This is a genomic window from Streptomyces sp. NPDC101219 (assembly GCF_044767675.1).
Classification (GTDB): domain Bacteria; phylum Actinomycetota; class Actinomycetes; order Streptomycetales; family Streptomycetaceae; genus Streptomyces.
Genome location: NZ_JBIWOK010000004.1, coordinates 82398 through 104943, shown reverse-complemented (window position 1 = coordinate 104943; position 22546 = coordinate 82398). Strand labels below are relative to the sequence as shown.

Annotated in this window: 19 protein-coding genes; 13 read left to right on the top strand and 6 right to left on the bottom strand. The window is 73.7% G+C overall.

The genetic code is table 11. The annotated features are described in order from the left end of the window. Positions 1-323: 323 nt before the first annotated feature. Complete coding sequence (locus ACIRPP_RS09165; protein WP_403639342.1) at positions 324-1664, top strand: S1 family peptidase; 1341 nt, start codon at positions 324-326, stop codon at positions 1662-1664. 109 nt (positions 1665-1773) lie between these two features. On the opposite strand, the gene ACIRPP_RS09160 is transcribed toward ACIRPP_RS09165, so the two are convergent. After that, positions 1774-3843, bottom strand: coding sequence for a SpoIIE family protein phosphatase (locus ACIRPP_RS09160; RefSeq protein ID WP_403640074.1), 2070 nt, complete (start codon positions 3841-3843; stop codon positions 1774-1776). Positions 3844-4891: 1048 nt separating this feature from the next. On the opposite strand from ACIRPP_RS09160, the gene ACIRPP_RS09155 reads away from it, so the two are divergent. The 7 genes from ACIRPP_RS09155 (at position 4892) to ACIRPP_RS09125 (ending at position 12248) form a co-directional block, all read left to right on the top strand. Next, positions 4892-7363 (top strand): SpoIIE family protein phosphatase, encoded by a 2472-nt coding sequence (locus tag ACIRPP_RS09155; RefSeq protein WP_403639340.1) that lies wholly within the window; start codon positions 4892-4894, stop codon positions 7361-7363. 263 nt (positions 7364-7626) lie between these two features. After that, positions 7627-8046, top strand: coding sequence for a CBS domain-containing protein (locus ACIRPP_RS09150; RefSeq protein WP_403639338.1), 420 nt, complete (start codon positions 7627-7629; stop codon positions 8044-8046). A 182-nt stretch (positions 8047-8228) separates the two neighbouring features. Next, positions 8229-8408 (top strand): hypothetical protein, encoded by a 180-nt coding sequence (locus ACIRPP_RS09145; RefSeq protein WP_403639337.1) that lies wholly within the window; start codon positions 8229-8231, stop codon positions 8406-8408. Between the two features lie 121 nt (positions 8409-8529). Beyond that, a complete protein-coding gene (locus tag ACIRPP_RS09140) occupies positions 8530-9597 on the top strand; it encodes a glucose-1-phosphate thymidylyltransferase (protein ID WP_403639335.1) in 1068 nt (355 codons plus the stop codon). Then, entirely contained in the window at positions 9594-10574 is a 981-nt protein-coding gene (gene rfbB, locus ACIRPP_RS09135) for a dTDP-glucose 4,6-dehydratase (protein WP_403639333.1), read from the top strand. The genes ACIRPP_RS09140 and rfbB overlap by 4 nt, the downstream gene beginning before the upstream one ends. Further along, positions 10571-11458: a dTDP-4-dehydrorhamnose reductase gene (rfbD, locus tag ACIRPP_RS09130; protein ID WP_403639331.1), complete on the top strand. Its 888-nt coding sequence runs from the start codon at positions 10571-10573 to the stop codon at positions 11456-11458. The genes rfbB and rfbD overlap by 4 nt, the downstream gene beginning before the upstream one ends. Further along, on the top strand, positions 11445-12248 hold the full coding sequence (locus tag ACIRPP_RS09125) for a class I SAM-dependent methyltransferase (protein ID WP_164351448.1): 804 nt from the start codon (positions 11445-11447) through the stop codon (positions 12246-12248). The genes rfbD and ACIRPP_RS09125 overlap by 14 nt, the downstream gene beginning before the upstream one ends. On the opposite strand, the gene rfbC is transcribed toward ACIRPP_RS09125, so the two are convergent. Continuing rightward, entirely contained in the window at positions 12238-12846 is a 609-nt protein-coding gene (gene rfbC, locus ACIRPP_RS09120) for a dTDP-4-dehydrorhamnose 3,5-epimerase (RefSeq protein WP_164338413.1), read from the bottom strand. The genes ACIRPP_RS09125 and rfbC overlap by 11 nt on opposite strands. 4 nt (positions 12847-12850) lie before the next feature. Then, on the bottom strand, positions 12851-14791 hold the full coding sequence (locus ACIRPP_RS09115; RefSeq protein WP_403640071.1) for a glycosyltransferase family 2 protein: 1941 nt from the start codon (positions 14789-14791) through the stop codon (positions 12851-12853). Positions 14792-15021: 230 nt separating this feature from the next. Between ACIRPP_RS09115 and ACIRPP_RS09110 the strand changes: the two genes are divergently transcribed. Continuing rightward, complete coding sequence (locus tag ACIRPP_RS09110; protein ID WP_403639329.1) at positions 15022-15525, top strand: metallophosphoesterase family protein; 504 nt, start codon at positions 15022-15024, stop codon at positions 15523-15525. Positions 15526-15672: 147 nt separating this feature from the next. Here the strand turns inward: ACIRPP_RS09110 and ACIRPP_RS09105 are convergent, their stop codons facing one another. Continuing rightward, a complete protein-coding gene (locus tag ACIRPP_RS09105; protein WP_403639327.1) occupies positions 15673-16941 on the bottom strand; it encodes a YncE family protein in 1269 nt (422 codons plus the stop codon). Positions 16942-17137: 196 nt separating this feature from the next. On the opposite strand from ACIRPP_RS09105, the gene ACIRPP_RS09100 reads away from it, so the two are divergent. Further along, positions 17138-17800 (top strand): TetR/AcrR family transcriptional regulator, encoded by a 663-nt coding sequence (locus ACIRPP_RS09100; protein WP_403639325.1) that lies wholly within the window; start codon positions 17138-17140, stop codon positions 17798-17800. 68 nt (positions 17801-17868) lie between these two features. On the opposite strand, the gene ACIRPP_RS09095 is transcribed toward ACIRPP_RS09100, so the two are convergent. Then, positions 17869-18234: a nuclear transport factor 2 family protein gene (locus ACIRPP_RS09095; protein WP_403639323.1), complete on the bottom strand. Its 366-nt coding sequence runs from the start codon at positions 18232-18234 to the stop codon at positions 17869-17871. Between the two features lie 173 nt (positions 18235-18407). Between ACIRPP_RS09095 and ACIRPP_RS09090 the strand changes: the two genes are divergently transcribed. After that, the gene (locus ACIRPP_RS09090; protein ID WP_403639321.1) at positions 18408-18698 is read left to right on the top strand and encodes a hypothetical protein; all 291 of its coding nucleotides are present in this window, start codon (positions 18408-18410) and stop codon (positions 18696-18698) included. A gap of 81 nt (positions 18699-18779) precedes the next feature. Here ACIRPP_RS09090 and ACIRPP_RS09085 read toward each other — a convergent pair whose 3' ends face one another. Further along, on the bottom strand, positions 18780-20534 hold the full coding sequence (locus ACIRPP_RS09085) for an ABC transporter ATP-binding protein (RefSeq protein WP_403639319.1): 1755 nt from the start codon (positions 20532-20534) through the stop codon (positions 18780-18782). Positions 20535-20703: 169 nt separating this feature from the next. Between ACIRPP_RS09085 and ACIRPP_RS09080 the strand changes: the two genes are divergently transcribed. Both ACIRPP_RS09080 and ACIRPP_RS09075 read left to right on the top strand, forming a co-directional pair. Next, positions 20704-21789: an S-(hydroxymethyl)mycothiol dehydrogenase gene (locus ACIRPP_RS09080; protein WP_403639317.1), complete on the top strand. Its 1086-nt coding sequence runs from the start codon at positions 20704-20706 to the stop codon at positions 21787-21789. Further along, complete coding sequence (locus ACIRPP_RS09075) at positions 21789-22418, top strand: MBL fold metallo-hydrolase (RefSeq protein ID WP_403639315.1); 630 nt, start codon at positions 21789-21791, stop codon at positions 22416-22418. The genes ACIRPP_RS09080 and ACIRPP_RS09075 overlap by 1 nt, the downstream gene beginning before the upstream one ends. Positions 22419-22546 lie beyond the last annotated feature (128 nt).

The following is a 22546-nucleotide window of genomic DNA, read 5'->3' as shown; positions in this document are numbered from 1 at the left end:
AAAGGCGTGACCCGGTCACCGCGCCCCGTGCCCGTTCCCGTTCCGGTGACCGCCTTGGGCACGGGCTGTGCAGATTCGCTGAAGCCAGGATTCCGCCCCCTGTCCACCACGGAACGTCCCCGCGCCGTCGCGGAGAGTGGCCCGCCGGGCCGGCCGGCCGGGGCCGGACCGCGGGAGGGATCCGGCCGGATCCGGACCGTCAACTGAACGTCCCCGCACGGGATTGAACGCCCCACCCGGCTCGTGCGTACCAACTGCCATCCAGGCGCCCCACCGCTGCCGAACGGCGGCCCGACTCCGGTCCCCCCAGGAGGTCGAGAAGTTTGAGTCACAAGCGAATTCCGAAGCGCAAGGCCGCGATAGCGGCGGGCAGCGTCGTGGCGCTCGGCGCTGCCGCGCTGCTGCTCCCGAACGCCAACGCCTCGCAGGACGGCGCGTCGGACGAGGCGGCAGCGGCGCCGAAGACACTGAAGGCGGCGGACGCCTCGGACCTCGCCTCGCAGCTCGCCGGGCTCCTCGGTGACAGCTTCGCCGGTTCCTACTACGACGGCGACAAGAAGCAGCTCGTCGTCAACGTCGTCCAGGGCGACGACAATCAGGTGATCGTGCAGGCCAAGCGGGCGGGCGCGGCCGTGCGCGAGGTCGACAACAGCATGGGCGAGCTGGAGGCCGGGGCCAAGACCCTGAAGTCCGAGGCCAGCATCCCCGGCACCTCGTGGGCGGTCGACCCGCGCACCAACAAGATCCTCGTCACCGCGGACAGCACCGTCACCGGCGACAAGTGGGACCGCCTGGAGTCCACCGTCGAGAGCCTCGGCTCCGACATGGCCACCATCAAGAAGTCCACCGGCACCTTCCGGACCTTCGTGTCCGGCGGCGACGCCATCTTCGCCGCCAACTCCCGCTGCTCCCTGGGCTTCAACGTCACCGCGAGCGACGGCACCCCGGCCTTCCTGACGGCCGGTCACTGCGCGCTCGGCGGCAACCAGTGGTCCGACCAGCAGGGCGGCGCGCCGATCGCCACCATCGACCAGGCCGTCTTCCCCGGCGAGGGCGACTTCGCGCTCGTCAAGTACGACGACCCGGCCACCCAGGCGCCGAGCGACGTCAACGTCGGCGGCCAGACGGTCCAGATCAACCAGGCCGCCGAGGCCACCGTCGGCCAGCAGGTGTTCCGGATGGGCAGCACCACCGGCCTCGCCGACGGCCAGGTGCTCGGCCTCAACGCCACCGTCAACTACCCCGAGGGCACGGTCACCGGACTCATCCAGACGAACGTGTGCGCCGAGCCCGGCGACAGCGGCGGCTCCATGTTCACCCGCGACGGACTGGCCATCGGCCTGACCTCCGGCGGCAGCGGCGACTGCACCAACGGCGGGGAGACCTTCTTCCAGCCGGTCACCACGGCCCTGGCCGCGGTCGGCGCCACCCTCGGCTCGGGCGGCGGCGCCCAGGCGGGCGGCGAGGACGCCGGTGCCGGTCAGCAGGCGGGCGGCGAGGACGCCGGTGCGGGCCAGCAGGCGGGCGGCGAGGACGCCGGTGCGGGCCAGCAGGCGGGCGGCGAGGACGCCGGGGCCGGCGCGCAGGGTGGCGACGGCCAGGCCGGTGCGGGCGACGGCGCGGGCCAGGGCGCGCGCGAGGAGGGTCTGACCGAAACCCACTGACGTGCCCCGGACGCGCACCCCTCGGCGCGTTCCGCGGCACCACACGTCCGGCCCCGCCCCCACGAGCGGGGCCGGACGCGCGCCCTGCCGGACATCCCTACGCCCCTGCTCACGACCGGATCAGCAGCAGGGCGATGTCATCGAGGCGGTGCTCGGCGGCCGCACGGGGCTGGACCAGTGCGTCGGCCAGCTCGTCCAGGGGCAGGTCGCCGAGCTCGGCCAGCCGGTGGCCCAGCGCGGCGAGGGCCTCCTCGAAGTCGGTGCCCGGCGACTCGACCAGACCGTCGGTGTAGAGGACCAGCAGCGAACCGGGGGAGAGGCCGACCTCGGTCGCCGGATACACCGCCCCGCCGTCGATGCCCAGCAGCGGCCCGCCGGCCAGGTCCAGCACCCGCACCCGGCCGTCCGGCCTGCGCAGCAGCGGCGGCGGATGCCCCGCGCGCGACATCACCGCCCGCCCGCGCACGGGATCGAGCCGCAGATACAGACAGCTCGCGAACAGGTCGGAGCCCAGGTCCAGCAGCAGCCGGTTGGTGCTGCGCATGACCTCCTCGGGCGCCTGCCCGACCGTGGTGTACGCCCGGACGGCGGTCCGCACCTGCCCCATCAGCCCGGCCGCCGTGACGTTGTGCCCCTGCACGTCGCCGATCACCGCTGCCGCCGCGTCGCCCGTCCCCACCAGGTCGTAGAAGTCGCCGCCGACCTCCATGCCCCGGGTGGCCGGCAGATACCGCGCGGCGGACTCCAGGCCCGGCACCGACGGCAGGGTGTGCGGCAGCAGCGCCTCCTGGAGCCCGTGCGCGAGCCGCTGCTTGGCGTCGAAGAGCAGCGCCCGGTCCAGGGCCTGGGCGATCAGCCCGGCGAGGCAGATCAGCACCGCCCGTTCCTCGGTCGCGAAACGGTGCGGTTCGGCGTAGGCGAGGACACAGGTGCCCACCGGGCGGCCCGAGGCGATCAGCGGCAGATAGGCCCACGACGCGAACGTCGACGGGTTCACGATCAGCACCGGATACAGCCGCTCCAGCTCCTCGCGGGACTCGAAGAAGGCGGGCACACCGGTGCGCAGCACCTGGCTGCCGGGCGTCGGCTCGGACAGCGGCATGCCGTCGAACCGCTCCACGACCGGCGGGTCCCGGTACCCGCGGTGCCCCAGCACGAGCAGGCGCCCCGCCCGGGACCCGAGCATCACCAGGCCCTGGCTGCCCACCGCCGGCGCGATCTCGTCCGCGACCAGCTGCACCACGTCCTGCACGCCCGCCGCCTCGGTCAGCGCACCGGCCAGACTCAGCACCTGCGAGATGTCCACCAGCCGGGCCGGGGCGTCACCCGGCGGCGGCGCGGGCCGGTTCGGCCTCCGTACCGCCCCCGCGCGGCTGATGCGGACACTGAGCCCGGTCGTACTCGGGTGCAGCCTGAACGACAGCCACTGGTGGGGCGGGCGCAGCGCCACGAACGACGTGGCGTGCTGGCTGAGCAGCGCGGCCCGGTAGCGGTCCTCGTGGACCGGGTCGTTCAGCCACGGCACGGACGCCCACAGCTGCGTGCCCACCAGCCGTTCGGCGGGCACGCCCAGCAAGTCGGCCGCGGCGGCGTTGGCGAAACCGACCCGCCCGTGCAGGTCGAGCGAGCACAGGCCGTACGGCAGCCGCGCCACCATCCGCACGGCCTCCACCGAGCCGAGCGTGCCGGACACCTGGCCCAGCAGCGGGGCGGTCGACAGGTCCGGTTCGGGCGGCAGCGGCAGACTCTGCTCGGCGGCCCGCTCCAGCCGCACCGCGAGCCGGTCGCAGGCGGCGGTCAGATGATCCCGCTCCCTGTCGGACAGCTCCGGCGGGTGCGCGCCGGGCCAGGTCACGTAGACCGCCCCGTACGCCCGGGTCCCGGTCGCGATCGGCAGCGCCGCCAGGGAGAAGGGGTACGGCAGCACCATGGCGATCCGGGGGTAGCGGCGCGCCATCTCCTCCTCGCCGCCGACCCACACCAGCCGCCGCTCGCGCACCGCCTCCGACACGGGCAGCGGAGCGCTCAGCCCGATCCGCTCCCAGGGCGCCGCGAAGGCGCGCGGCAGCCCCGCCGTCACGGCCATCTCCAGCACCGGCTGGTCCGGCGCCAGCAGGTACACCGCCCCGGAGTGCGCGTGCACCTCGTCCATCAGGGAGGCGAGGGTCAGCGACAGCATCGGCCGCCCGACGGGGCCCGGTGTCCCGGCAGGAGCCTGGACGCCGGGCGGGATCCCGGCCCCCGGTGCGCGTGCACCGCGCGGCAGCGGCCCGCCGGCCGCCGGCCGTGCCTGCTCCCCGGCCGGCCACACGGACGCCTGCCCCTCGGACACGCCGACCACCTCCCGACCCGGCCGCACCACGCTCCGCGCACCCAATCTCCCCCGAGCCACGCCGTCCCGCACGGCGAGCGGGCCGGCCCGCCCACGGTCGGGGTGCGCGACGGCCGCTGCCGTGGCCCCGGCTCGGGCTCCCGGGCCGCCCGGCGCTCGGGCCGCCGCCCCGCCGTCCGGCGCGGCGTGCAGCCGCCCGCGGCCGCGTCCGCCCTGCGGTCCGGGTGCGCCGCGACGGCCGTCCCGGGCTCGGGCCCGTGCGGCGTCCCGGTTCCGTCCCGCGCCCGCGCTCCGGCGACGTCCGGCGCGGTGTGCGGCCCGCGGTCGCGTCCGCCCTGCGGTCGGGGTGCGCGTGAGGGTCGTCTCGGGCTCGGGCCCGTGCGGCGTCCCGGTTCCGTCTCGCGCCTGCACTCCGGCGACGTCCGGCGCGGTGTGCGGCCCGCGGCTGCGTCCGCCCTGCGGTCGGGGTGCGCGTGAGGGTCGTCCCGGGCTCGGGGGCGTGGGGCGTCCCGGTTCTGGCCAGCGCCCGCGCTGTGGCGCCGTCCGGTGCGGCAGACAGCCGGCCCGCGGCCGCGTCCGTCCACGGCCGTGTCCGCCCTGCGGTCCGGACGCGCGCGACGGCCGCTGCCGTGGCGCCGCCCCGGCTCCCGGGCAGGGCATTCGGGCAGCGCCCGGCCCCCGCCCGAGTGCCCCGCCTTCCCGCCCCCCGTGTCCTCGCAGCGGCCGCCGCCCCCGGCACCCACCCGGTGCCGCGCCCCACGCCCGCTCCACCCGCCCCACCCGCTGCGCACGGCGCCCGTGCCGCCCCGTGTCCGCCCGCCCGGCCCTCCGCCCTTCCCGCGTCCCCTGCCCGAACGGGCCGCAGGGGCTGCGCAGGGCTGGTTTACGCGCTGTAATGGCGAACGTGGTCGGTGACGGCGCTGCGGAACGCAGCACGAGGACGCTGCGTGCGGAAAGTGCTCTCCGGACGATCGCGGCCGACCAGGAGTCCCCCGAACGCGTGCGCAGGACACTCGAACAGGCGCTCGTCTTCGCGGGGGCCGCGTTCGCCGCCCTGTACACGCCCGGCGCCGACGACGACGCGCTCTGCCTGGTCGAATCGGTGGGGGTGCCCAGGAACCTGTACGGCGTGCGGGACAGCTATCCGCTCGGCAGCCGCTTCCCCGCCGCCGAGGCGGTGCGTACCGGCCGGCCGGTGTGGCTCGGGCCGAAGGAGCTCGCCGAGCACGCGCACTCGCGCCGCGTCCCGGCGCGCGACTTCTTCCTGGCCGCACTGCCCGTGCGGGAGGGAGGCGGCTGCCTCCTCGCGGTGAGCGAACGCCCCGACGGCTTCGACCACGACGACCGGACCGGCCTGCGGCTGGTCGCCGACGCCATCGGGTCCCCGCCCCCCGCCGTGCCCGCGGACGGCGACGACCTGCCCCCGGGCGGCTTCAGCCTGGCCATGGACTCCGGCCGCGTCCGGGTGGGCGAGCACATCCTCGAACTGTTCGGCCTGGACCCCGACGAGTTCGACGGCCGGGTGGAGAGCCTGCTCGGCCTGACCGTGCCGGAGGACCTGCCGTCCCTGATGTCCGTGGTCGAGGCCGACCACATGTCGATCGGCGAGCGTGAGCTGGAGTTCCGCGTGCTCCAGCCCACCGGTCCGCCGAGGTGGCTGCGGCTGCGCGGCCGGCTCCTGCCCGGCGGCGAGGGCAGCCCCGCCCGCCTCGTGGGCTCCGTGGCGGACGCCTCCACCCTGCGCTCCGACCTCACCGACGTGGCACGCGTCCAGCGGCTCGCCGCCGCGCTGGCCACCGCGGTCACCGTCCGCGACGTGGGCAAGGCCGTGGTCGCCGCGCTGCGCCGCCCCCTGCGCGCCGACCGGATCGCGCTCGCCGAGCTGGAGAGCGACCGGCTCGTGGTCACCGTCCTCGACCCGCCCGAACCCGAGTCCTGGCCGGAGCTGTGGCGCGCCGAGTGGCGCAGCGAATGGCCCGATGCGCCGGTGCGGTCCATGCCCACCCTCGCCGCCGCCCTGCGGGAGGGCCGGGCCCGGATCTGGCCCGCGGGCAGCCCCCTGGAGGCCGCTCTCGCCGAGGTCGGGCCCGGCGGCCTGGCCATGCTGCCGCTGCCCGCCGGGAACCGCATGGCCGGGGCCTGCCTCATCGGCTGGGACACCCCGCACGAGTTCGGCACCGACGAACGCGCCCTGCTCACCGCCGCCGCCGGTCTCGCCGGGCAGGCCCTGATGCGGGCCCGCGCCTTTGACGCCGAACACGAACTCGTCGGCATGCTCCAGCGCCAGCTGCTGCCGCGCCGTCTCCCGCGGCTGCCCGGCGCCGTCGCCGTGGCCCGCTACCTGCCCAGCACGGCGGGGCTGGAACTCGGCGGCGACTGGTACGACGTCATCCCGCTGCCCGACCACCACGTGGCCCTCGTCATCGGCGACGTCCAGGGCCACAGCGCCGCCGCGGCCACCCTGATGGGCCAGATGCGGACCGCGCTGCGCGCCTACGCCGTGGAGGGGCATCCCCCGGACGTCGTGGTCTCCCACGCCAACCGGCTGCTCATGGACATGGAGACCGACCTCTTCGCCACGTGTTGCTATGTCGACATCGACATGGAGGAGGGCTCGGCCTGGTGCGTCCGCGCGGGGCACCTCCCCCCGGTCCTGCGGCAGCCGGACGGGCGCACCGAGATCGTGGAGGCCGAGGGCGGTCCGCCGCTGGGCGTGGTGAGCCGGGCCGACTTCCCGATGAGCCCGCTCCGGCTCCACCCCGGCACGCTGATCGCCCTGACCACCGACGGCCTGGTGGAGACCCCGGAGTCCGACATCGACGAGGGCATGCGGGAACTCGCCGCCCACCTGTCCGACGCCGACCCGGCGGAGCTCGGCGGCATCGCCGACACCCTCCTCGCCCGGGCCCCGCGCAGCGACGACATCGCCCTGCTGCTGGTGCGCTACGACGGGATGGCGCTGCGTCCGCTCCGCGAGACCTGGACGGTGTGGCGGGTCCCGCAGGCCGTCGGGCACGCCCGCCGCTTCACCCGGCGCACCCTGCGGTCCTGGGGCGTGACCGCCGCCCTCGACGCCGTCCTGCTGGCCGTGTCCGAACTGGTCACCAACGCCCTCGTGCACACCGAGGGCCAGGTGCGCCTGGACCTCACCCTCGTCCACAACCGGCTGCGCCTCGCCGTCGCCGACTCCTCGCCCCGCAGCCCGGTCAAGCCCACCAGCATCGGCTGGGAGGCCACGGGCGGCCGGGGCATCCTCCTGGTGGAGGCCGTGTCCGACTCCTGGGGGACGCTCCCGGTCAGCGGGGGCAAGCAGGTGTGGGCGGAGTTCGCCCTGGAGCAGGGAGCAGCCGGGACCGGGCACGAGTGAGCACCCGGCGCCGGAGCGAGTGAGCCCCCGGGGCCGGAGCGAGTGGGCCCCCGGGGCCGGAGCGAGTGGGCAGCCCGGCCCGGATCGGGCGAGGCCGGGATCCGGGCCGGAAGAGGCCGGGATCCGGAGCGGGGGAGGCCGGGGCCGCCGCCGCGCGCCGCGGTCACGCACCGGTGACCGACCGGCCGCACCGGGTACCCGGGCCCGGCGCATGCGACGCGTGCGCAGCCGAGTCCAGGGACCAGCCCAGGGAGGACCCCGCCATGGCCCAGTACGTCCGCGACATCATGACCTCCGTCCCGGTGACCGTGGGACCGCACACCTCGGTCGCCGAGGTGGCCCGCGTCATGCGGGACCGCGACCTCGGGTCCGTCCTGGTGACGGACGGCGACCGGCTGCGCGGCGTGGTCACCGACCGCGACCTCGTGGTGCGCGCGCTCGCCCGCGGCACCGACCCCGAGCAGACCACCGTGGCCGGGGCGTGCACGGACGACCCGGTGACCGTCGGCCCGGACGACGAATTGGACCGCGCCGTACACCTGATGCGCGAACACGCGGTGCGCCGGGTGCCGGTCGTCGACGGCGCGCACCTCGTCGGGGTCATCTCTTTGGGTGACGTCGCGATGGAGCGTGACCCGGATTCCGCGCTCGGCGGGATCAGTGCCGCGCGCCCCGGGACGTGACCACCGGCCCGGACGGATGTACGGATGTACGGATCGGGAACTGCCCGCACACAGCGCCGTGTTGCCCACGAGGGACGGCCGAGCGGGGGCTCCCCGGGGCCCGTGACGCAGCCGCCGGGTTTGCCCGCCGGACGGCCGGGGACCCGGGGCCCCAGCGGATTCCAGAAGGAAGATGATGCGTCGTGACCACGCAGATCCAGGAGACAGAGCGTTCGACCCGGTCGGAGACCGGGTGGGCGAGGGCCCGGCGACTGAGGAGCGAGCCGCCGCTGCGGACCTGCCTGCCGGCCGTGGCCGACCGCGCCGAGTCCGCCACGCCGGGGAGGGGCGCCGAGACGAACATCGTGCGGGGCGAGGACTGACGGTCCGCCGCCGGGACGAAGCGGGACCTGAGGGGCTTGACCGGAACTCTCGCCGAAAGTCGTCATGAACGAGCACAACACATGACGCCCATGAGGCCTCGAGACCACTATGGTGAGTCGAATGAAGGCTCTCGTGCTGTCCGGCGGTGCCGGAACCCGGCTGAGGCCGATCACCCACACCTCGGCCAAGCAATTGGTGCCCGTCGCCAACAAACCCGTGCTGTTCTACGGGCTGGAGTCCCTCGCGGACGCCGGTATCACGGACGTCGGGATGATCGTCGGTGACACGGCCGCGGAGATCGAGGAAGCGGTCGGCGACGGATCGGCGTTCGGTCTCAAGGTCACCTACATCCCCCAGGAACAGCCCCTAGGGCTGGCCCACGCCGTGCTGATCGCCCGTGACTGGCTCGGCGACGACGACTTCGTGATGTACCTCGGCGACAACTTCATCGTCGGCGGCATCACCGGTCTCGTCGACGAGTTCCGCCGTCACCGGCCCGACGCGCAGATCCTGCTCACCCGCGTCGCCGACCCCCGCTCCTTCGGCGTGGCCGAACTCGACGCCTCCGGGCAGGTGATCGGCCTGGAGGAGAAGCCCGACGACCCCAAGAGCGACCTCGCCCTGGTGGGTGTCTACCTCTTCACCCCCGCGATCCACGACGCGGTGCGCGCCATCCGCCCCTCCTGGCGGGGCGAACTCGAAATCACCCACGCCATCCAGCATTTGATCGACGCCCGTGCCGACGTGCGCTGTACCGTCATCCACGGCTACTGGAAGGACACCGGAAACGTCGTCGACATGCTGGAGGTCAACCGCTCGGTCCTGGAAGGGCTCGACCGCCGCATCGACGGCGACATCGACGACGACTCGGAGGCCATCGGCCGGGTGGTCGTGGAGGAAGGGGCGCGGATCGTCAGCTCACGCATCGTCGGGCCCGCCGTGATCGCCGCCGGTACGGTCGTCACACATTCCTACATCGGTCCCTTCACCTCCGTCGCCGAGAACTGCCGGATCACCGACAGCGAGGTCGAGTTCTCCATCGTGCTGCGGGACTCCTCCATCGACGGCGTGAGCCGCATCGAGGCCTCGCTGATCGGCCGGCACGTCGAGGTGACCCCGGCACCCAGCGTCCCCAGCGCCCACCGACTCGTCCTCGGAGACCACAGCAAGGTGCAGATCCACACATGAACCTCCTCGTCACCGGCGCCGCCGGCTTCATCGGCTCCCGCTACGTCCGCTCCCTGCTCGCGGCCGACGCCCCCGACGCGTCGCGGATCACCGTGCTGGACGCCCTCACCTACGCCGGCACCCTCGACAACCTCGAACTCGACCACCCGCGCCTGGAGTTCGTGCAGGGCGACATCCGGGACGCCGAACTGGTCGGCAAGCTGACCGCCGAGGCCGACCACGTGGTCCACTTCGCCGCCGAGTCCCACGTCGACCGCTCCATCCTCACCGCCTCCGACTTCGTCCTCACCAACGTCGTCGGCACCCAGGTCCTGCTCGACGCCGCCCTGCGCCACGGCGTCGGCACCTTCGTGCACGTGTCCACCGACGAGGTCTACGGCTCGATCGCCTCCGGCTCGGCCACCGAGGAGTACCCGCTGGAGCCCAGCTCCCCGTACTCCGCCTCCAAGGCCTCCTCCGACCTGCTCGCCCTCGCCTACCACCGCACCCACGGCCTGGACGTGCGCGTCACCCGCTGCTCCAACAACTACGGGCCGCACCAGTTCCCCGAGAAGGTCATCCCGCTCTTCGTCACCAACCTCCTCGACGGGAAGAAGGTCCCTCTCTACGGCGAGGGCCTCAACGTCCGCGACTGGCTGTACGTCGACGACCACTGCGCCGGTGTGGAACTCGTCCGCACCCAGGGCCGGCCCGGCGAGGTGTACAACATCGGCGGCGGCACCGAACTCACCAACAAGGAACTCACCGGCCTCCTCCTCGACGCCTGCGGCGCCGGCTGGGACAGCGTCGAGTACGTCGAGGACCGTAAGGGCCACGACCTGCGCTACTCCGTCGACTGGAGCAAGGCCCGCGACGAACTCGGCTACCGGCCCCGCCACGACTTCACCACCGGCCTCGCCGAGACCGTCGCCTGGTACCGGGACAACCGCGCCTGGTGGGAACCGCTGAAGCAGCGCGTCACCGGAGGCCGGCCGTGAACTGGCTGGTCACCGGCGCCGGCGGGATGCTCGGCCGGGACGTCGTCGACGCCCTCACCCGGCGCGGCGAGCAGGTCACCGGCCTCGACCGGGCCGCCCTCGACATCACCTCCGCCGACGCCGTCGACCGGGCCCTGGCCGCCCACCGTCCCTCCCTCGTCGTCAACTGCGCCGCCTACACCGCCGTCGACGCCGCCGAGACCGACGAGGCCGCCGCCACCCGCGTCAACGGCGACGGCCCGCGGCAGCTCGCCCGCGCCTGCGCCGCCCACGGCGCCCGCCTGATCCACGTCTCCACCGACTACGTCTTCTCCGGCGACGCCCGCACCACCCCCTACCCCGAGGACCACCCCACCGGCCCGCGCACCGCCTACGGCCGCTCCAAACTGGCCGGCGAACAGGCCGTGCTGGAGGAACTCCCCGACGCGAGCGCCGTGGTGCGCACCGCCTGGCTGTACGGGGTCCACGGCAAGAACTTCGTGCGGACGATGATCGGTCTCGAGGCCGGCCGCCCCACCGTCGACGTCGTCGACGACCAGCGGGGACAGCCCACCTGGAGCGCGGACGTCGCCGAACGCATCGCCGACCTCGGCCCCCGCGTCGGCGACGGCACGCACGGCGTCTTCCACGCCACCAACTCCGGCGAGGCCACCTGGTACGAGCTGGCCCGGGAGGTGTTCCGGCTCATCGGAGCCGACCCCGCACGGGTCCGGCCCACCACCGGCGCGGCCTTCCCCCGGCCCGCACCGCGCCCCGCCTACAGCGCCCTCGCACACGGCCGCTGGCAGGACATCGGCCTGCCGGAGCCCCGCGACTGGCGCTCCGCCCTGCACGAAGCACTGCCCCGCATCCGCAAGGAGAGTCCCCTTCGTGAAACGCCATGAGTTCCTGCGGGAACTGCACAAGGTCAGCGCCAACCGCAACTACCTGGAGATCGGCGTCAACGACGGGCGCAGCCTGCGCCTGTCCCGCGTCCCCAGCATCGCCATCGACCCCGCCTTCAAGGTCGTCTCGGAGATCAAGTGCGACGTCCACCTGGTGAAGGCCACCAGTGACGACTTCTTCGCCCGCGACAACCCCCTGGCCCACCTCAAGGGCGGCCGTCACCCGCTGCGCAACCTGCGCCGCGGCCGCAGCCCCCTCGGGCACTGGCGCCGCACCACGCTCGACCTGTCCTTCATCGACGGCATGCACCTGTTCGAGTACGCGCTGCGCGACTTCATGAACGTCGAGAAGCACTCCGACTGGTCCAGCGTGATCGTCTTCGACGACATGCTGCCGCGCAGCGTGGACGAGGCGGCCCGGGACCGGCACACCGGCGCCTGGACCGGCGACGTCTACAAGATCACCGAGGTGCTGGCGCGGCACCGCCCCGACCTGATGACGATCCTCGTCGACACCCAGCCCACCGGACAGCTCGTCGTCTTCGGCGCCGACCCCGGCAACACGGTGCTGCACGACAAGTACGACGAGCTCATGGCCGAGTACAAGGTGCCCGACCCGCAGAAGGTCCCGGAGGCCATCCTGGAGCGGGCCGGCGCGGTGCCGCCCGAGGCGCTGCTCGAGGCCGGGTTCTGGCGTGCGCTCGTCCAGGCCCGCAACCGGGGCCTGTCGCGGCGCATGGGCTGGGAGCCCCTGCGCCGCGCCCTGGAACAGGTCGGCGTCAGCCGCTGAGCCCCCTGCCGCGCAGCTCCTCGGAGCGTGCGCGGCAGGCCGCGTAGGACGGCAGCAGGCCGAGGCGCTCCGCCTCGGCCAGCGTCGGCGCCTGCCCGTCCTTCGCGGACAGCACCGGGTCGATGCCCTCCGGCCAGGCGATGCCGAGGGCCGGGTCCAGCGGGTGCACCCCGTGCTCCCGCCCGGGCGCGTAGCCCGTCGAGCACAGGTACACCACGGTCGCGTCGTCGGTCAGCGCCATGAAGGCGTGCCCCAGCCCCTCGCCGAGGAACACCGCGTGCCGCGTGTCGTCGTCGAGCCGTACGGCCTCCCAGCGCCCGTAGCCGGGGGAGCCGACCCGCAGGTCGACCACCACGTCCAGGACCGCGCCCCGCACACAGGTCACGTACTTGGCCTGGCCGGGCGGCACGTCCGAGAAGTGCACCCCGCGCACCACGCCCCGCCGCGAGACGGAGCAGTTGGCCTGCGCGAGGGTCAGGTCGTAGCCGGTCGCCTCACGGAACTCCTCGCCCCGGTACCACTCGTGGAAGCTGCCCCGCTCGTCGGGGAACACCTTGGGTTCCAGCACCCAGGCGCCCTCGATGTCCAGCGCGCGCACTCCGTCACCGCCTTCCCTTGATCATCGGTGCCACTCGCCCGCGGACGGAGCCGAGCACCCGCCGGGCCCGTCCCGCAAGTCTCCGTGCCGCGCCGGGGCGCGGAACCGGCACCACCAGCGTCCTGCCGCCGCGGGCGCGCAGGGCGAACGGCAGAGGTGTGAAGCGTGGTGCGCCGGAGTCAGGGGCCGGGGACAGGGCGACCCGCCACGTGCCGCGCGGCAGCCCGGCCGGCAGGGTCGACTCCAGCCAGGAACCCGTGTCGCCGGGGGCGGCGTTCAGCGTCCCCGCCGCGTGCAGCGTCCGCCCCGACGCGGTGAACCGGAGCCGGACCGGCGTGCCGTGCCGGGCGTGCAGCGGCAGCCGGGCCCGCAGCCGGGCTCCGGAGAAGGACACGTCCGGCCGCCGCACGCGGTCCAGGCCGAGGCGGCGGCCCTTCACGCCCGCGTTCAGCGCGAGGTGGCCCTGCGGCTCCGTCCAGTACGGCAGCACCGCGCGGCCGCCGTCGGTGACGCCCGCGTCGGGCTCCGGGCGGGTGGCGCGGGGGGCGGGGCCCAGGCGGCACTCCTTGGTCCAGCCGCCCAGTCTGACCCGGGCCACGGCGTCCCAGAGGCCGTCGCGGGGCAGGGCGCCGGGGTCGACGGCCGCGCTCGCCCGGAGCACCAGCCGGACCCGCTCGCCGTCGTCGGCGGGGACCGTCTCCCGGGTGAACTCGACGGGCTGGAAGTACTGGGCCGAGGTGGACCGCTCCCGCAGCAGCAGGTCCGCGGTGGCCTGCCCGGCGCGGGCCGCGGTTTCCGCCGTCACCCAGGCCGTCGCCTCCTCCACGTTCTTCGGCGTGTCGGTGAGCGGTGTGCGGGCGGCGTCGGCCGGGAACGTCATGGGCCGCCCGCCCGAGGTGTACTCGGCGGTGAAGCCGACGTGCAGCGCGCCGTCCCGCCACTCGACCGCGGTGGGCGTCGCGACCGGGGCCACCCCGGCCTCCCACTCGGCGAAGGCCACCATGTCGTCGTACCGGTCGGCCGCGGTGAACGCGGCCACGACCTGCTGCGTCGGCTGCAGTCCGGCCGAGACCCCGGGGCCGAACCGCTCGACGACCACCTTGTGGATCTCCGCGAACAGCTCCCGGCGGTAGTCGTCGGGCAGTGCCAGCACGCGCCGGGCGCGCAGCCGCTCCACCATCTCCACCCGCAGCCAGCGGCGGAACAGCCGGTCCCGGAGGGGCCCCGGCTCGGTGTACCGCTCCACGACGTCCAGCGCCTCACGGAGGTTCTTGAAGTAGCCCACCGGGTCGAAGCGCTGGAAACCGGCGTTGGAGGCGTCGTCCCGGCGGATGTGGTAGTAGCACACGTAGTCACTGAGCACCGACACGTTGTCCGCGCGGAGGTACGCCTCGGTGACGAAGACGTGGTCCTCCAGCCGCCGCCGCCCCTCCGGGAAGCGCAGACCGGTCCGGTCGAGGAACTCCCGGCGGAACATCTTGTGCGGCGTGAGGCTGTCGATCAGCGGGGCGTTCTCGACGGTGGCCCGGGGGTGGTTGCGGCGGAACAGCTCCACCGGCACCCCGCGGTTCTTGCCGGCCATCTTGCCGACGACGACGTCCGCGCCGTGGGCGACGCCGTACGCATACATCCGCTCCAGGGCCTCGTCGCCCAGGTAGTCGTCGTTGTCGACGAACATCACGAACTCGCCGCGCGCGGCGGCGATGCCGACGTTGCGCGGCTTGCCCGACCAGCCGGAGTTCTCCTGGTGGATCACCCGCATCCGCGGGTCCTCGGCGGCCAGCCGGTCGAGGCGGTCCGGTGTCCCGTCCGTGGATCCGTCGTCGACGAAGATCGCCTCGTACTCGTCGTGCGGCAGTGACTGCCGCTGGAGCGAGGAGATGCAGTCCTCGATGTAGTTTCCCGGGTTGTACACGGGAACGATGACGCTGACCTTGACCGGCATCGCGATGTGGGGCCCTTCGGGTGAGGTGCCGTCGAACGGGCGGACGTGGGGTGCGCTGCCCGGCCGCAGCCGTGTGGACACCGCCCTCCCATCCTCCCACCGCCGCCCGCCGGGCCCCGCGATCGACACCGGCGCGTCCCCGCCGACCGGCCTGCACGGCAGGCGACTTGGGGCCGCGCCACGGCGTGCGGTGACCCGTCGCGACGTGTGGTGCGGATAGGTTGCCTCCCGTGCGACTGCTGCTGATGTCCGACACCCATGTGCCCAGACGTGCGAAGGCGCTGCCTGCCCGACTGCTCGGTGAACTGCCGCGTGCCGACCTCGTCGTGCACGCCGGGGACTGGGTCGACGAGGCCACGCTCGACGTGCTGGAAGACCGCAGCCGCCGGCTCCTCGCCGTCTACGGCAACAACGACGGCCCCGGTCTGCGGACACGGCTGCCGGAGGTGGCGTACGCCGATCTGGAGGGCCTGCGCCTCGGAGTCGTCCACGAGACCGGACCCGCCCAGGGGCGGGAGAGCCGCTGCGCCGCCCGGTTCCCCGACCTCGACGTGCTGGTGTTCGGGCACAGCCACATCCCGTGGGACACCACGGCCGCCACGGGACTGCGTCTGCTCAATCCGGGCTCACCGACGGACCGTCGCCGACAGCCGCACTGCACCTACATGACCGCCACGGTCACCGCAGGTGCGTTGGAGTCGGTGGAACTCCACCGGCTGCCACCCCGGCGCTGAGGGCCCGGCCGACGGGCCGGGCCGCTTCGTGTCGGTGGAAGCGGCCCGGGCGCTGCGAGTAGTTGCGCTCTCACGGACCTCCTTCCGACGCTCGGAGGTGATACCGGGGCGACTACCCCTCCCCGGCCCACTCACACACCTTTTTTCTCAGCCGCCCGACGGACCGGTCCAGCCGGCCGGGACCGTGCCGAGACGGACCCGCTGCGGGTGGTCGCCGACGGGCACCGAGACGGTCTTCTCACCGGTGGCGAAGTCGACGGCCGTGACCCGGTCGGCACCGCTCTCGGACACCACGCAGGACTGCCCGTCGCCGCTGACGGTCGCCCAGTACGGCTTGGACACAGGGACGAGGGGGCCCTCTTGCAGGGTGGCGCGGTCGACGACCGTGGCGTAGTCGTCCATGGTGCCCGCCACGCACAGCTTGCTGCCGTCGGGCTTCATGGTGATGCCGTGGTGACGGGAGTCGTTGACCCAGGTGGTGCGGTCGGTGCTGGTGGCCGGGTTCTTCGGCAGGGTCTTGGTGCGGGTGACGCGGTCGGTGGCGACGTCGTACTCGAAGAAGCCGTGGAAGAACGACACCTGGAAGTACAGCGTGGACTCGTCGGGGGAGAAGACGGCCGGGCGGACGGCGTCGGAGTGCTCCTTCAGCCCGGCGGCGTCGAGCCGGTCCCGCATGTCGACCACCCTCACCTGCTCGAAGGTGGTGGCGTCGGCGACGGTGATCCGGCGGTCGCCCTTCGTCCAGTCCAGCCAGGGGGCGTCGAGCGCGGTGTTCACCTCGCCGATGGACATGTTCCAGATGTACCGGCCGTCGGAGCTGAAGATGTTCTCGTGCGGCTTGTCGCCCGTCCGGAAGGAACCGACCTGCCGGCCGGTGGTGATGTCCAGCACGTGCACCGTGTTGGACGTGGAGGCGGAGACCGCGACCCGGGTGCCGTCGGGGGAGACGGCCATGTGGTCGGAGCGGTAACCCGACACCGGGAAGCGCCAGTTGATCCGGCCGGTGGCGAGGTCCAGGGAGACGACGTCGGCGAAGCTGGGCCGGGAGACCACCACCGAGCGGCCGTCCGGGGTGGAGTACATGTCGTCGACCAGCTGGTCGTGTCCCTCGCCGACGCCGTTGCGGATGGCCATGAAGTAGATCCAGCGGATCGGGTCGGCGTTGATCTGCGCCATGCGCTCCTTGCGGTCGGGGACGACGTCGATCCGCCCGATCTTCGCGAAGTCGCCGCCGGAGGCGATGACATCGGCGGTGCCGTCCCAGTTGTTGCCGACGAACAGCACCTCCCGCGCTGCCGACGAGCCGCCGGGGCCGCCCTCGGCTGCGGTGGCGGTGGTCGCGGGCAGGACGGCGGTGAGGGTCAGGGCGAGGGCGGCGGCGACGGAGCACAGGTGCCTGGTTCTGCGGACCGGCATGACGGATCCCTCCGGGAAGGGGACGGGGGCGGGCGGACGGCGCTCAGGAAGGTGACGCGAGCATGCCAACAAGAAGGCTGGAGATCTGAACAGCGATGCTTTCAGAATCAACTTACTGAAAAGTAGGGACGGGGGGCCTTCTCCACAAGACCGCGTACACGACAAACTTGGAGATCGCAGGAGGAGGGGAGGGCCGGTGCCGGACGGAACCAGGACGCGGAGCGGGCGCTACGCCGGCAAGTCCGCCGAGGAACGCAGGGCGGAACGCCGCCGCAGGTTCCTCGACGCCGCGCTCCAGCTGTTCGGTGCCGGCCCCGGCTACCGCGCCACCACGGTCGCCGCCCTCAGCGAGGCCGCGGGCCTGTCCACCCGGCAGTTCTACGAGGAGTTCCGCACCCTGGAGGACGTGCTGGCCGCGCTCCACCTGGCGGTCAACGACCGGACCGAGGAAGCGGTGCTGGCCGCCGCGGCCGCCGCCACCGGGCTGCCGCTCCCGGAGCGCGCCACCGCGATCTTCCACGCCTACGCCGCCCACGTCACCGGTGACCCCCGCCGGATCCGCATCACCTTCGTCGAGATCGTCGGCGTCAGCCCGCGCCTGGAACGCCAGCGCCTCGCCCGCCGCGCCCGCTGGATCGACCTCATCCGCGCCGAGGCCGACGCCGCCGCGGCCCGCGGGGAGGCCGCCCCGCGCGACTACCGCCTGCCCGCCACGGCGTTCATCGGCAGCGTCAACGGCCTGCTCCACGACTGGAGTGCGGGCTGGGTCGACGCCACCCGCGAGGAGGTGGTGGACGAACTCGTCCGTCAGCTCCTGGCCGTCCTGCGCCCCGCGGGCTGGGCGGCCCCGGCGGCCTGATCACCCGGCCCACGGCGGGACGCGGCCCGCACCTCCCGGCGCCGCCGCCCGCCGCGGGACCGCACGCCCTACTCGTCCCAGGCCTGGATCAGTGTCTGCTCGGTGATCCTGCCGTCCCGCAGCGACAGCATCGACTCCGAGAGCACCCGCACCCCGTCCGCGTAGCGGCAGCTCTCGCTGTAGGCGGCGTGATCGCCCTGGACCACGCACTGCTCCAGCTTGTGCGTCATGTCCCGGCTGTAGACGTCGTCGAGCATCGCCGCGATCTCGTCCCGGCCGCGCAGCACCTTCGGGTGGCTGGGCTGTGCGGTGTGGTCGACGATGCGCAGTTCGGCGTCGTCCGCGTAGAGCGACAGCAGAACTTCCGCGTTGTCCGCCTCGATGCCCCGGCGCAGGGTGTCGTTGTCGAAGGTGGGTCCTGCCGAGGTAGTCATGATGACCTCCTTGAGGAGCCGCGGCCCGGCCCGGTGCGGGCCACGAGACGCCTCTCCTACGAGACTCCTCCGCATCGGCGGCCACGGCAAGCGCGCTCCGCGCGCTCCGCCCGACGGGTGAGCCGGGGTGCCCGCCCCGTGACCCGGACGGGTCCGCGGGCGTTGCTGAGAGCATGATCTCCACACGACGTCTCGTCGCCGCCGTCGGGCTCGCCGCCTCGGTCACCGGCCTCGCCGCGCCGATGGCGAGCGCCGCCGGCCTCCCGGCGGCCGGCCCGCTCAACCCGGTCAGCACCCTCGACTCGCTGGTGGTCAGCGACATCCCCGTCGAGCACAAGGACGACATGCTGCTGCCCTCCTCGCAGCTGACCGGCCTCAACCGGCTCAACGACCTGAACCAGCTGAACCAGCTCACCGGCCTGGCCGCCCCGGTCTTCGGCGCGATCCCCGCCGTCCAGACCTGACGCGCCGCGTCCCCGCCGCGCGAGAGGCCGTCCCTGAAGGGGCGGCCCCCGCGTCCGTCCGCACCGGGGGCCGCCCCTCCGTCAGTCGGCCGTTGCCAGGAACTGCGTCGCCGCGAGCTCCGCGTACAGCGGATCCCCGGTCACCAGCTCGCGGTGCGTGCCGACGGCGCGGACCCGGCCGGCGTCCATCACCACGATCCGGTCGGCCGCCGTCACCGTCGACAGGCGGTGCGCCACCACCAGCACCGTCGTCGACCGCGCCACGTCGGCGACGGTGTCGCGCAGCGCCGCCTCGTTCACCGCGTCGAGCTGCGAGGTCGCCTCGTCGAGCAGCAGCAGCCGCGGGCGGCGCAGCAGGGCGCGGGCGATGGCGACCCGCTGCCGCTCACCGCCGGACAGCTTGGTGCCGCGATGCCCGACCAACGTGTCCAGACCGTCGGGCAGCCGGTCCACCAGACCGTCCAGCCGGGTCGTCTTCAGCACCCGCGCGAGCGTGGCGTCGTCCGCCTCCGGGTTGCCCAGCAGCAGGTTGTCCCGCAGCGAGCCCGACAGCACCGGCGCGTCCTGCTCCACGTAACCGATGGACGCCCGCAACCGGGGCAGCTCCCAGTCGGCCAGGTCCCGCCCGTCCAGCGTGATCGTGCCGGAGTGCGGCTCGTAGAACCGCTCGATCAGCGAGAACACGGTCGTCTTGCCCGCGCCGGACGGTCCGACGAACGCCGTCATGCCCTGTGCGGGCACCGTGAACGTCACCCCGTGGTGGACGAACGGCAGGTCGTCGGCGTAGCGGAAGCGGACGTCGGAGAAGGCGAGCGCGGCGGGCGCGGTGCCCGGCTCGGGCAACGGGGCCGGGCGGGCCGCCGGTTCGGCGGGCAGCCGCAGCGCCTCCTGGATACGGGACAGGGCCGCACTGCCCGTCTGGTACTGGGTGACGGCGCCGACGAGCTGGGAGATGGGCGCCATCAGGTAGAACACGAACAGCAGGAACGCCACCAGGGTGCCGATGTCGATGGCGCCCGTCGCGACCCGCGCACCGCCCACCGCGAGCACCGTGATGAAGGCGACCTGCATCGACAGTCCCGCCGTGTTGCCCGCCGCCGCCGACCACTTGGCCGCCCGCACGCTCTGCCGCCACGACTCCTGCGCGGCCTCGTGCAGCGCCCGCTCCTCCCGCGGCTCCGCACCCGACGCCTTCACCGTGCGCAGCGCGCCCAGCACCCGCTCCAGCGACGCGCCCATCACCCCGACCGCGTCCTGCGCCTGCCGGCTGGCCCGGCTGATGCGCGGCACGATCACCCCGAGGACCGTGCCGGCGCCCGCGATCACCGCCAGGGTCACCGCCAGCAGGACCGGGTCCACGAAGCCCATCAGCACCACGGTCGCGACCAGGGTGAGCCCACCGGTGCCGACACCGACCAGAGAATCGGTGGTGACCTCGCGCAGCAGCGTGGTGTCGGAGGTGATCCGCGCCATCAGGTCGCCGGGCTCGCTGCGGTCGACGGCCGGGACGCGCAGCCGCAGCAGGTACGACGACAGCGAACGCCGCGCCCCGAGGACCACCGACTCCGCGGTGCGCCGCAGCACGTACGAACCCACTGCGCCCAGCACCGCGTTGGCGACGACGAGCGCCGACATCAGCAGCACCGCCCCGGTGATGGCCCGGTCGTCCGCCAGATCACCGATCAGGTCACGGGCCACCAGCGGCAGCATCAGGCCCGTCGCCCCGGTCATCAGCGACAGCACGGCACCGCCCAGCAGGGCCCACCGGTGCGGTCGCACGTATTCCAGCAGCAGCCGCCGGGCAGGCGGGCCGCTCTCCGTCTCGGTCAGGCTCACGGTGTCCCTTCGGCGCGTCGGCTCGGCCCACAGGCTACGTCGGCGCCCGGTCCCGGGGCCCGCGGATTTCCCGGCGGCCGGGGCCGCCACCTGCCCGGCACGGCCTGTCACCGGCGGTTTCGTCGTAGGGTCGGAGGAGCACGTGACCGCAGCGGACGAAGGAGTCAGCATGGCGCAGGAAGTGCGCGGCGTGATCGCACCGGGCAAGGACGAGCCGGTACGCGTCGAGACGATCGTCGTACCCGACCCGGGGCCGGGCGAGGCGGTCGTCAAGATCCAGGCCTGCGGTGTGTGCCACACCGACCTGCACTACAAGCAGGGCGGCATCAATGACGACTTCCCGTTCCTGCTCGGCCACGAGGCGGCCGGCGTGGTGGAGTCGGTGGGCGACGGCGTCACCGACGTCGCCCCCGGTGACTTCGTCGTCCTCAACTGGCGTGCGGTGTGCGGCGCGTGCCGGGCCTGTCTGCGCGGACGCCCCTGGTACTGCTTCGACACGCACAACGCGCGGCAGAAGATGACCCTGACCGACGGCACCGAACTCTCCCCGGCCCTGGGCATCGGCGCCTTCGCCGAGAAGACGCTGGTCGCCGCCGGGCAGTGCACCAAGGTCGACCCGGCCGTCTCCCCCGCCGTCGCCGGGCTGCTGGGCTGCGGGGTGATGGCCGGCATCGGTGCCGCCATCAACACCGGCGAGGTCGGCCGCGGCGACTCCGTCGCCGTCATCGGCTGCGGCGGCGTCGGCGACGCGGCGATCGCGGGTTCCCGGCTGGCGGGCGCCGCGAAGATCATCGCCGTCGACATCGACGACCGGAAGCTGGAGACCGCCCGCTCCATGGGCGCCACGCACACCGTCAACTCCCGGCAGACCGACCCCGTGGAGGCGATCCGGGAGCTCACCGGCGGCTTCGGGGCCGACGTCGTCATCGAGGCCGTCGGCCGCCCCGAGACCTACCGGCAGGCGTTCTACGCCCGTGACCTGGCCGGCACGGTGGTGCTGGTGGGCGTGCCCACCCCCGACATGAAGCTGGAACTGCCGCTGCTGGACGTGTTCGGCCGCGGCGGCGCACTGAAGTCCTCGTGGTACGGCGACTGCCTGCCGTCCCGGGACTTCCCGATGCTCGTCGACCTGCATCTGCAGGGGCGGCTGGATCTGGAGGCATTCGTGACCGAGACGATCGGACTGGACGACGTGGAAAAGGCGTTCGAGCGGATGCACCGCGGCGACGTGCTGCGTTCGGTGGTGGTGCTGTGATGACCGCCCGCATCGAACGACTCGTCACCTCCGGCCGGTTCAGCCTCGACGGCGGCACCTGGGACGTGGACAACAACGTGTGGATCGTCGGCGACGACCACGAGGTGATCGTCATCGACGCCGCCCACGACGCCGACGCCATCGCCGAGGCCGTCGGCGACCGCCGGCTCACCGCGATCGTGTGCACTCACGCCCACAACGACCACGTCAACGCCGCGCCCGCGCTCGCCGAGCGCACCGGCGCCGCCATCTGGCTGCACCGCGACGACCTGCCGCTGTGGAAGCAGACGCACCCGGACCGCGACCCCGACCACTGGCTGGTCGACGGCCAGGTGATCGAGGCGGCGGGCTGCGACCTCACGGTGCTGCACACCCCCGGGCACGCGCCGGGCGCGGTCTGCCTCTACGACCAGGGCCTGGGCACCGTCTTCACCGGGGACACCCTGTTCCAGGGCGGGCCCGGCGCCACCGGCCGCTCGTACTCCCACTTCCCGACGATCATCGACTCGATCCGGGACCGGCTGCTCACCCTCCCGCCCGAGACCGAGGTCCGCACCGGCCACGGCGACAGCACCACCATCGGCGCGGAGGCCCCGCACCTGGAGGAGTGGATCGCCCGCGGCCACTGAGCCGCGGGCGGCCGCCGCCCGGCCGACCGGTGCGTCCGGCCGGGCGACTCCCCCGTAAAAGGCGACAGAAGATGTCCGGCTTACCCGCCACCCTGTGACGGGACAGCACAGCGCGGTGACAGGAGGCC

Bases quoted from the DNA above. Each gene is read 5' to 3' on its own strand.
- ACIRPP_RS09160 (WP_403640074.1), bottom strand. From the start codon at position 3,843: ATGCTGTCGCTGACCCTCGCCTCCCTGATGGACGAGGTGCACGCGCAC.
- ACIRPP_RS09155 (WP_403639340.1), top strand. From the start codon at position 4,892: ATGGCGAACGTGGTCGGTGACGGCGCTGCGGAACGCAGCACGAGGACG.
- ACIRPP_RS09150 (WP_403639338.1), top strand. From the start codon at position 7,627: ATGGCCCAGTACGTCCGCGACATCATGACCTCCGTCCCGGTGACCGTG.
- ACIRPP_RS09140 (WP_403639335.1), top strand. From the start codon at position 8,530: ATGAAGGCTCTCGTGCTGTCCGGCGGTGCCGGAACCCGGCTGAGGCCG.
- rfbB (WP_403639333.1), top strand. From the start codon at position 9,594: ATGAACCTCCTCGTCACCGGCGCCGCCGGCTTCATCGGCTCCCGCTAC.
- ACIRPP_RS09115 (WP_403640071.1), bottom strand. From the start codon at position 14,791: ATGCCGGTCAAGGTCAGCGTCATCGTTCCCGTGTACAACCCGGGAAAC.
- ACIRPP_RS09105 (WP_403639327.1), bottom strand. From the start codon at position 16,941: ATGCCGGTCCGCAGAACCAGGCACCTGTGCTCCGTCGCCGCCGCCCTC.
- ACIRPP_RS09095 (WP_403639323.1), bottom strand. From the start codon at position 18,234: ATGACTACCTCGGCAGGACCCACCTTCGACAACGACACCCTGCGCCGG.
- ACIRPP_RS09090 (WP_403639321.1), top strand. From the start codon at position 18,408: ATGATCTCCACACGACGTCTCGTCGCCGCCGTCGGGCTCGCCGCCTCG.
- ACIRPP_RS09080 (WP_403639317.1), top strand. From the start codon at position 20,704: ATGGCGCAGGAAGTGCGCGGCGTGATCGCACCGGGCAAGGACGAGCCG.
- ACIRPP_RS09075 (WP_403639315.1), top strand. From the start codon at position 21,789: ATGACCGCCCGCATCGAACGACTCGTCACCTCCGGCCGGTTCAGCCTC.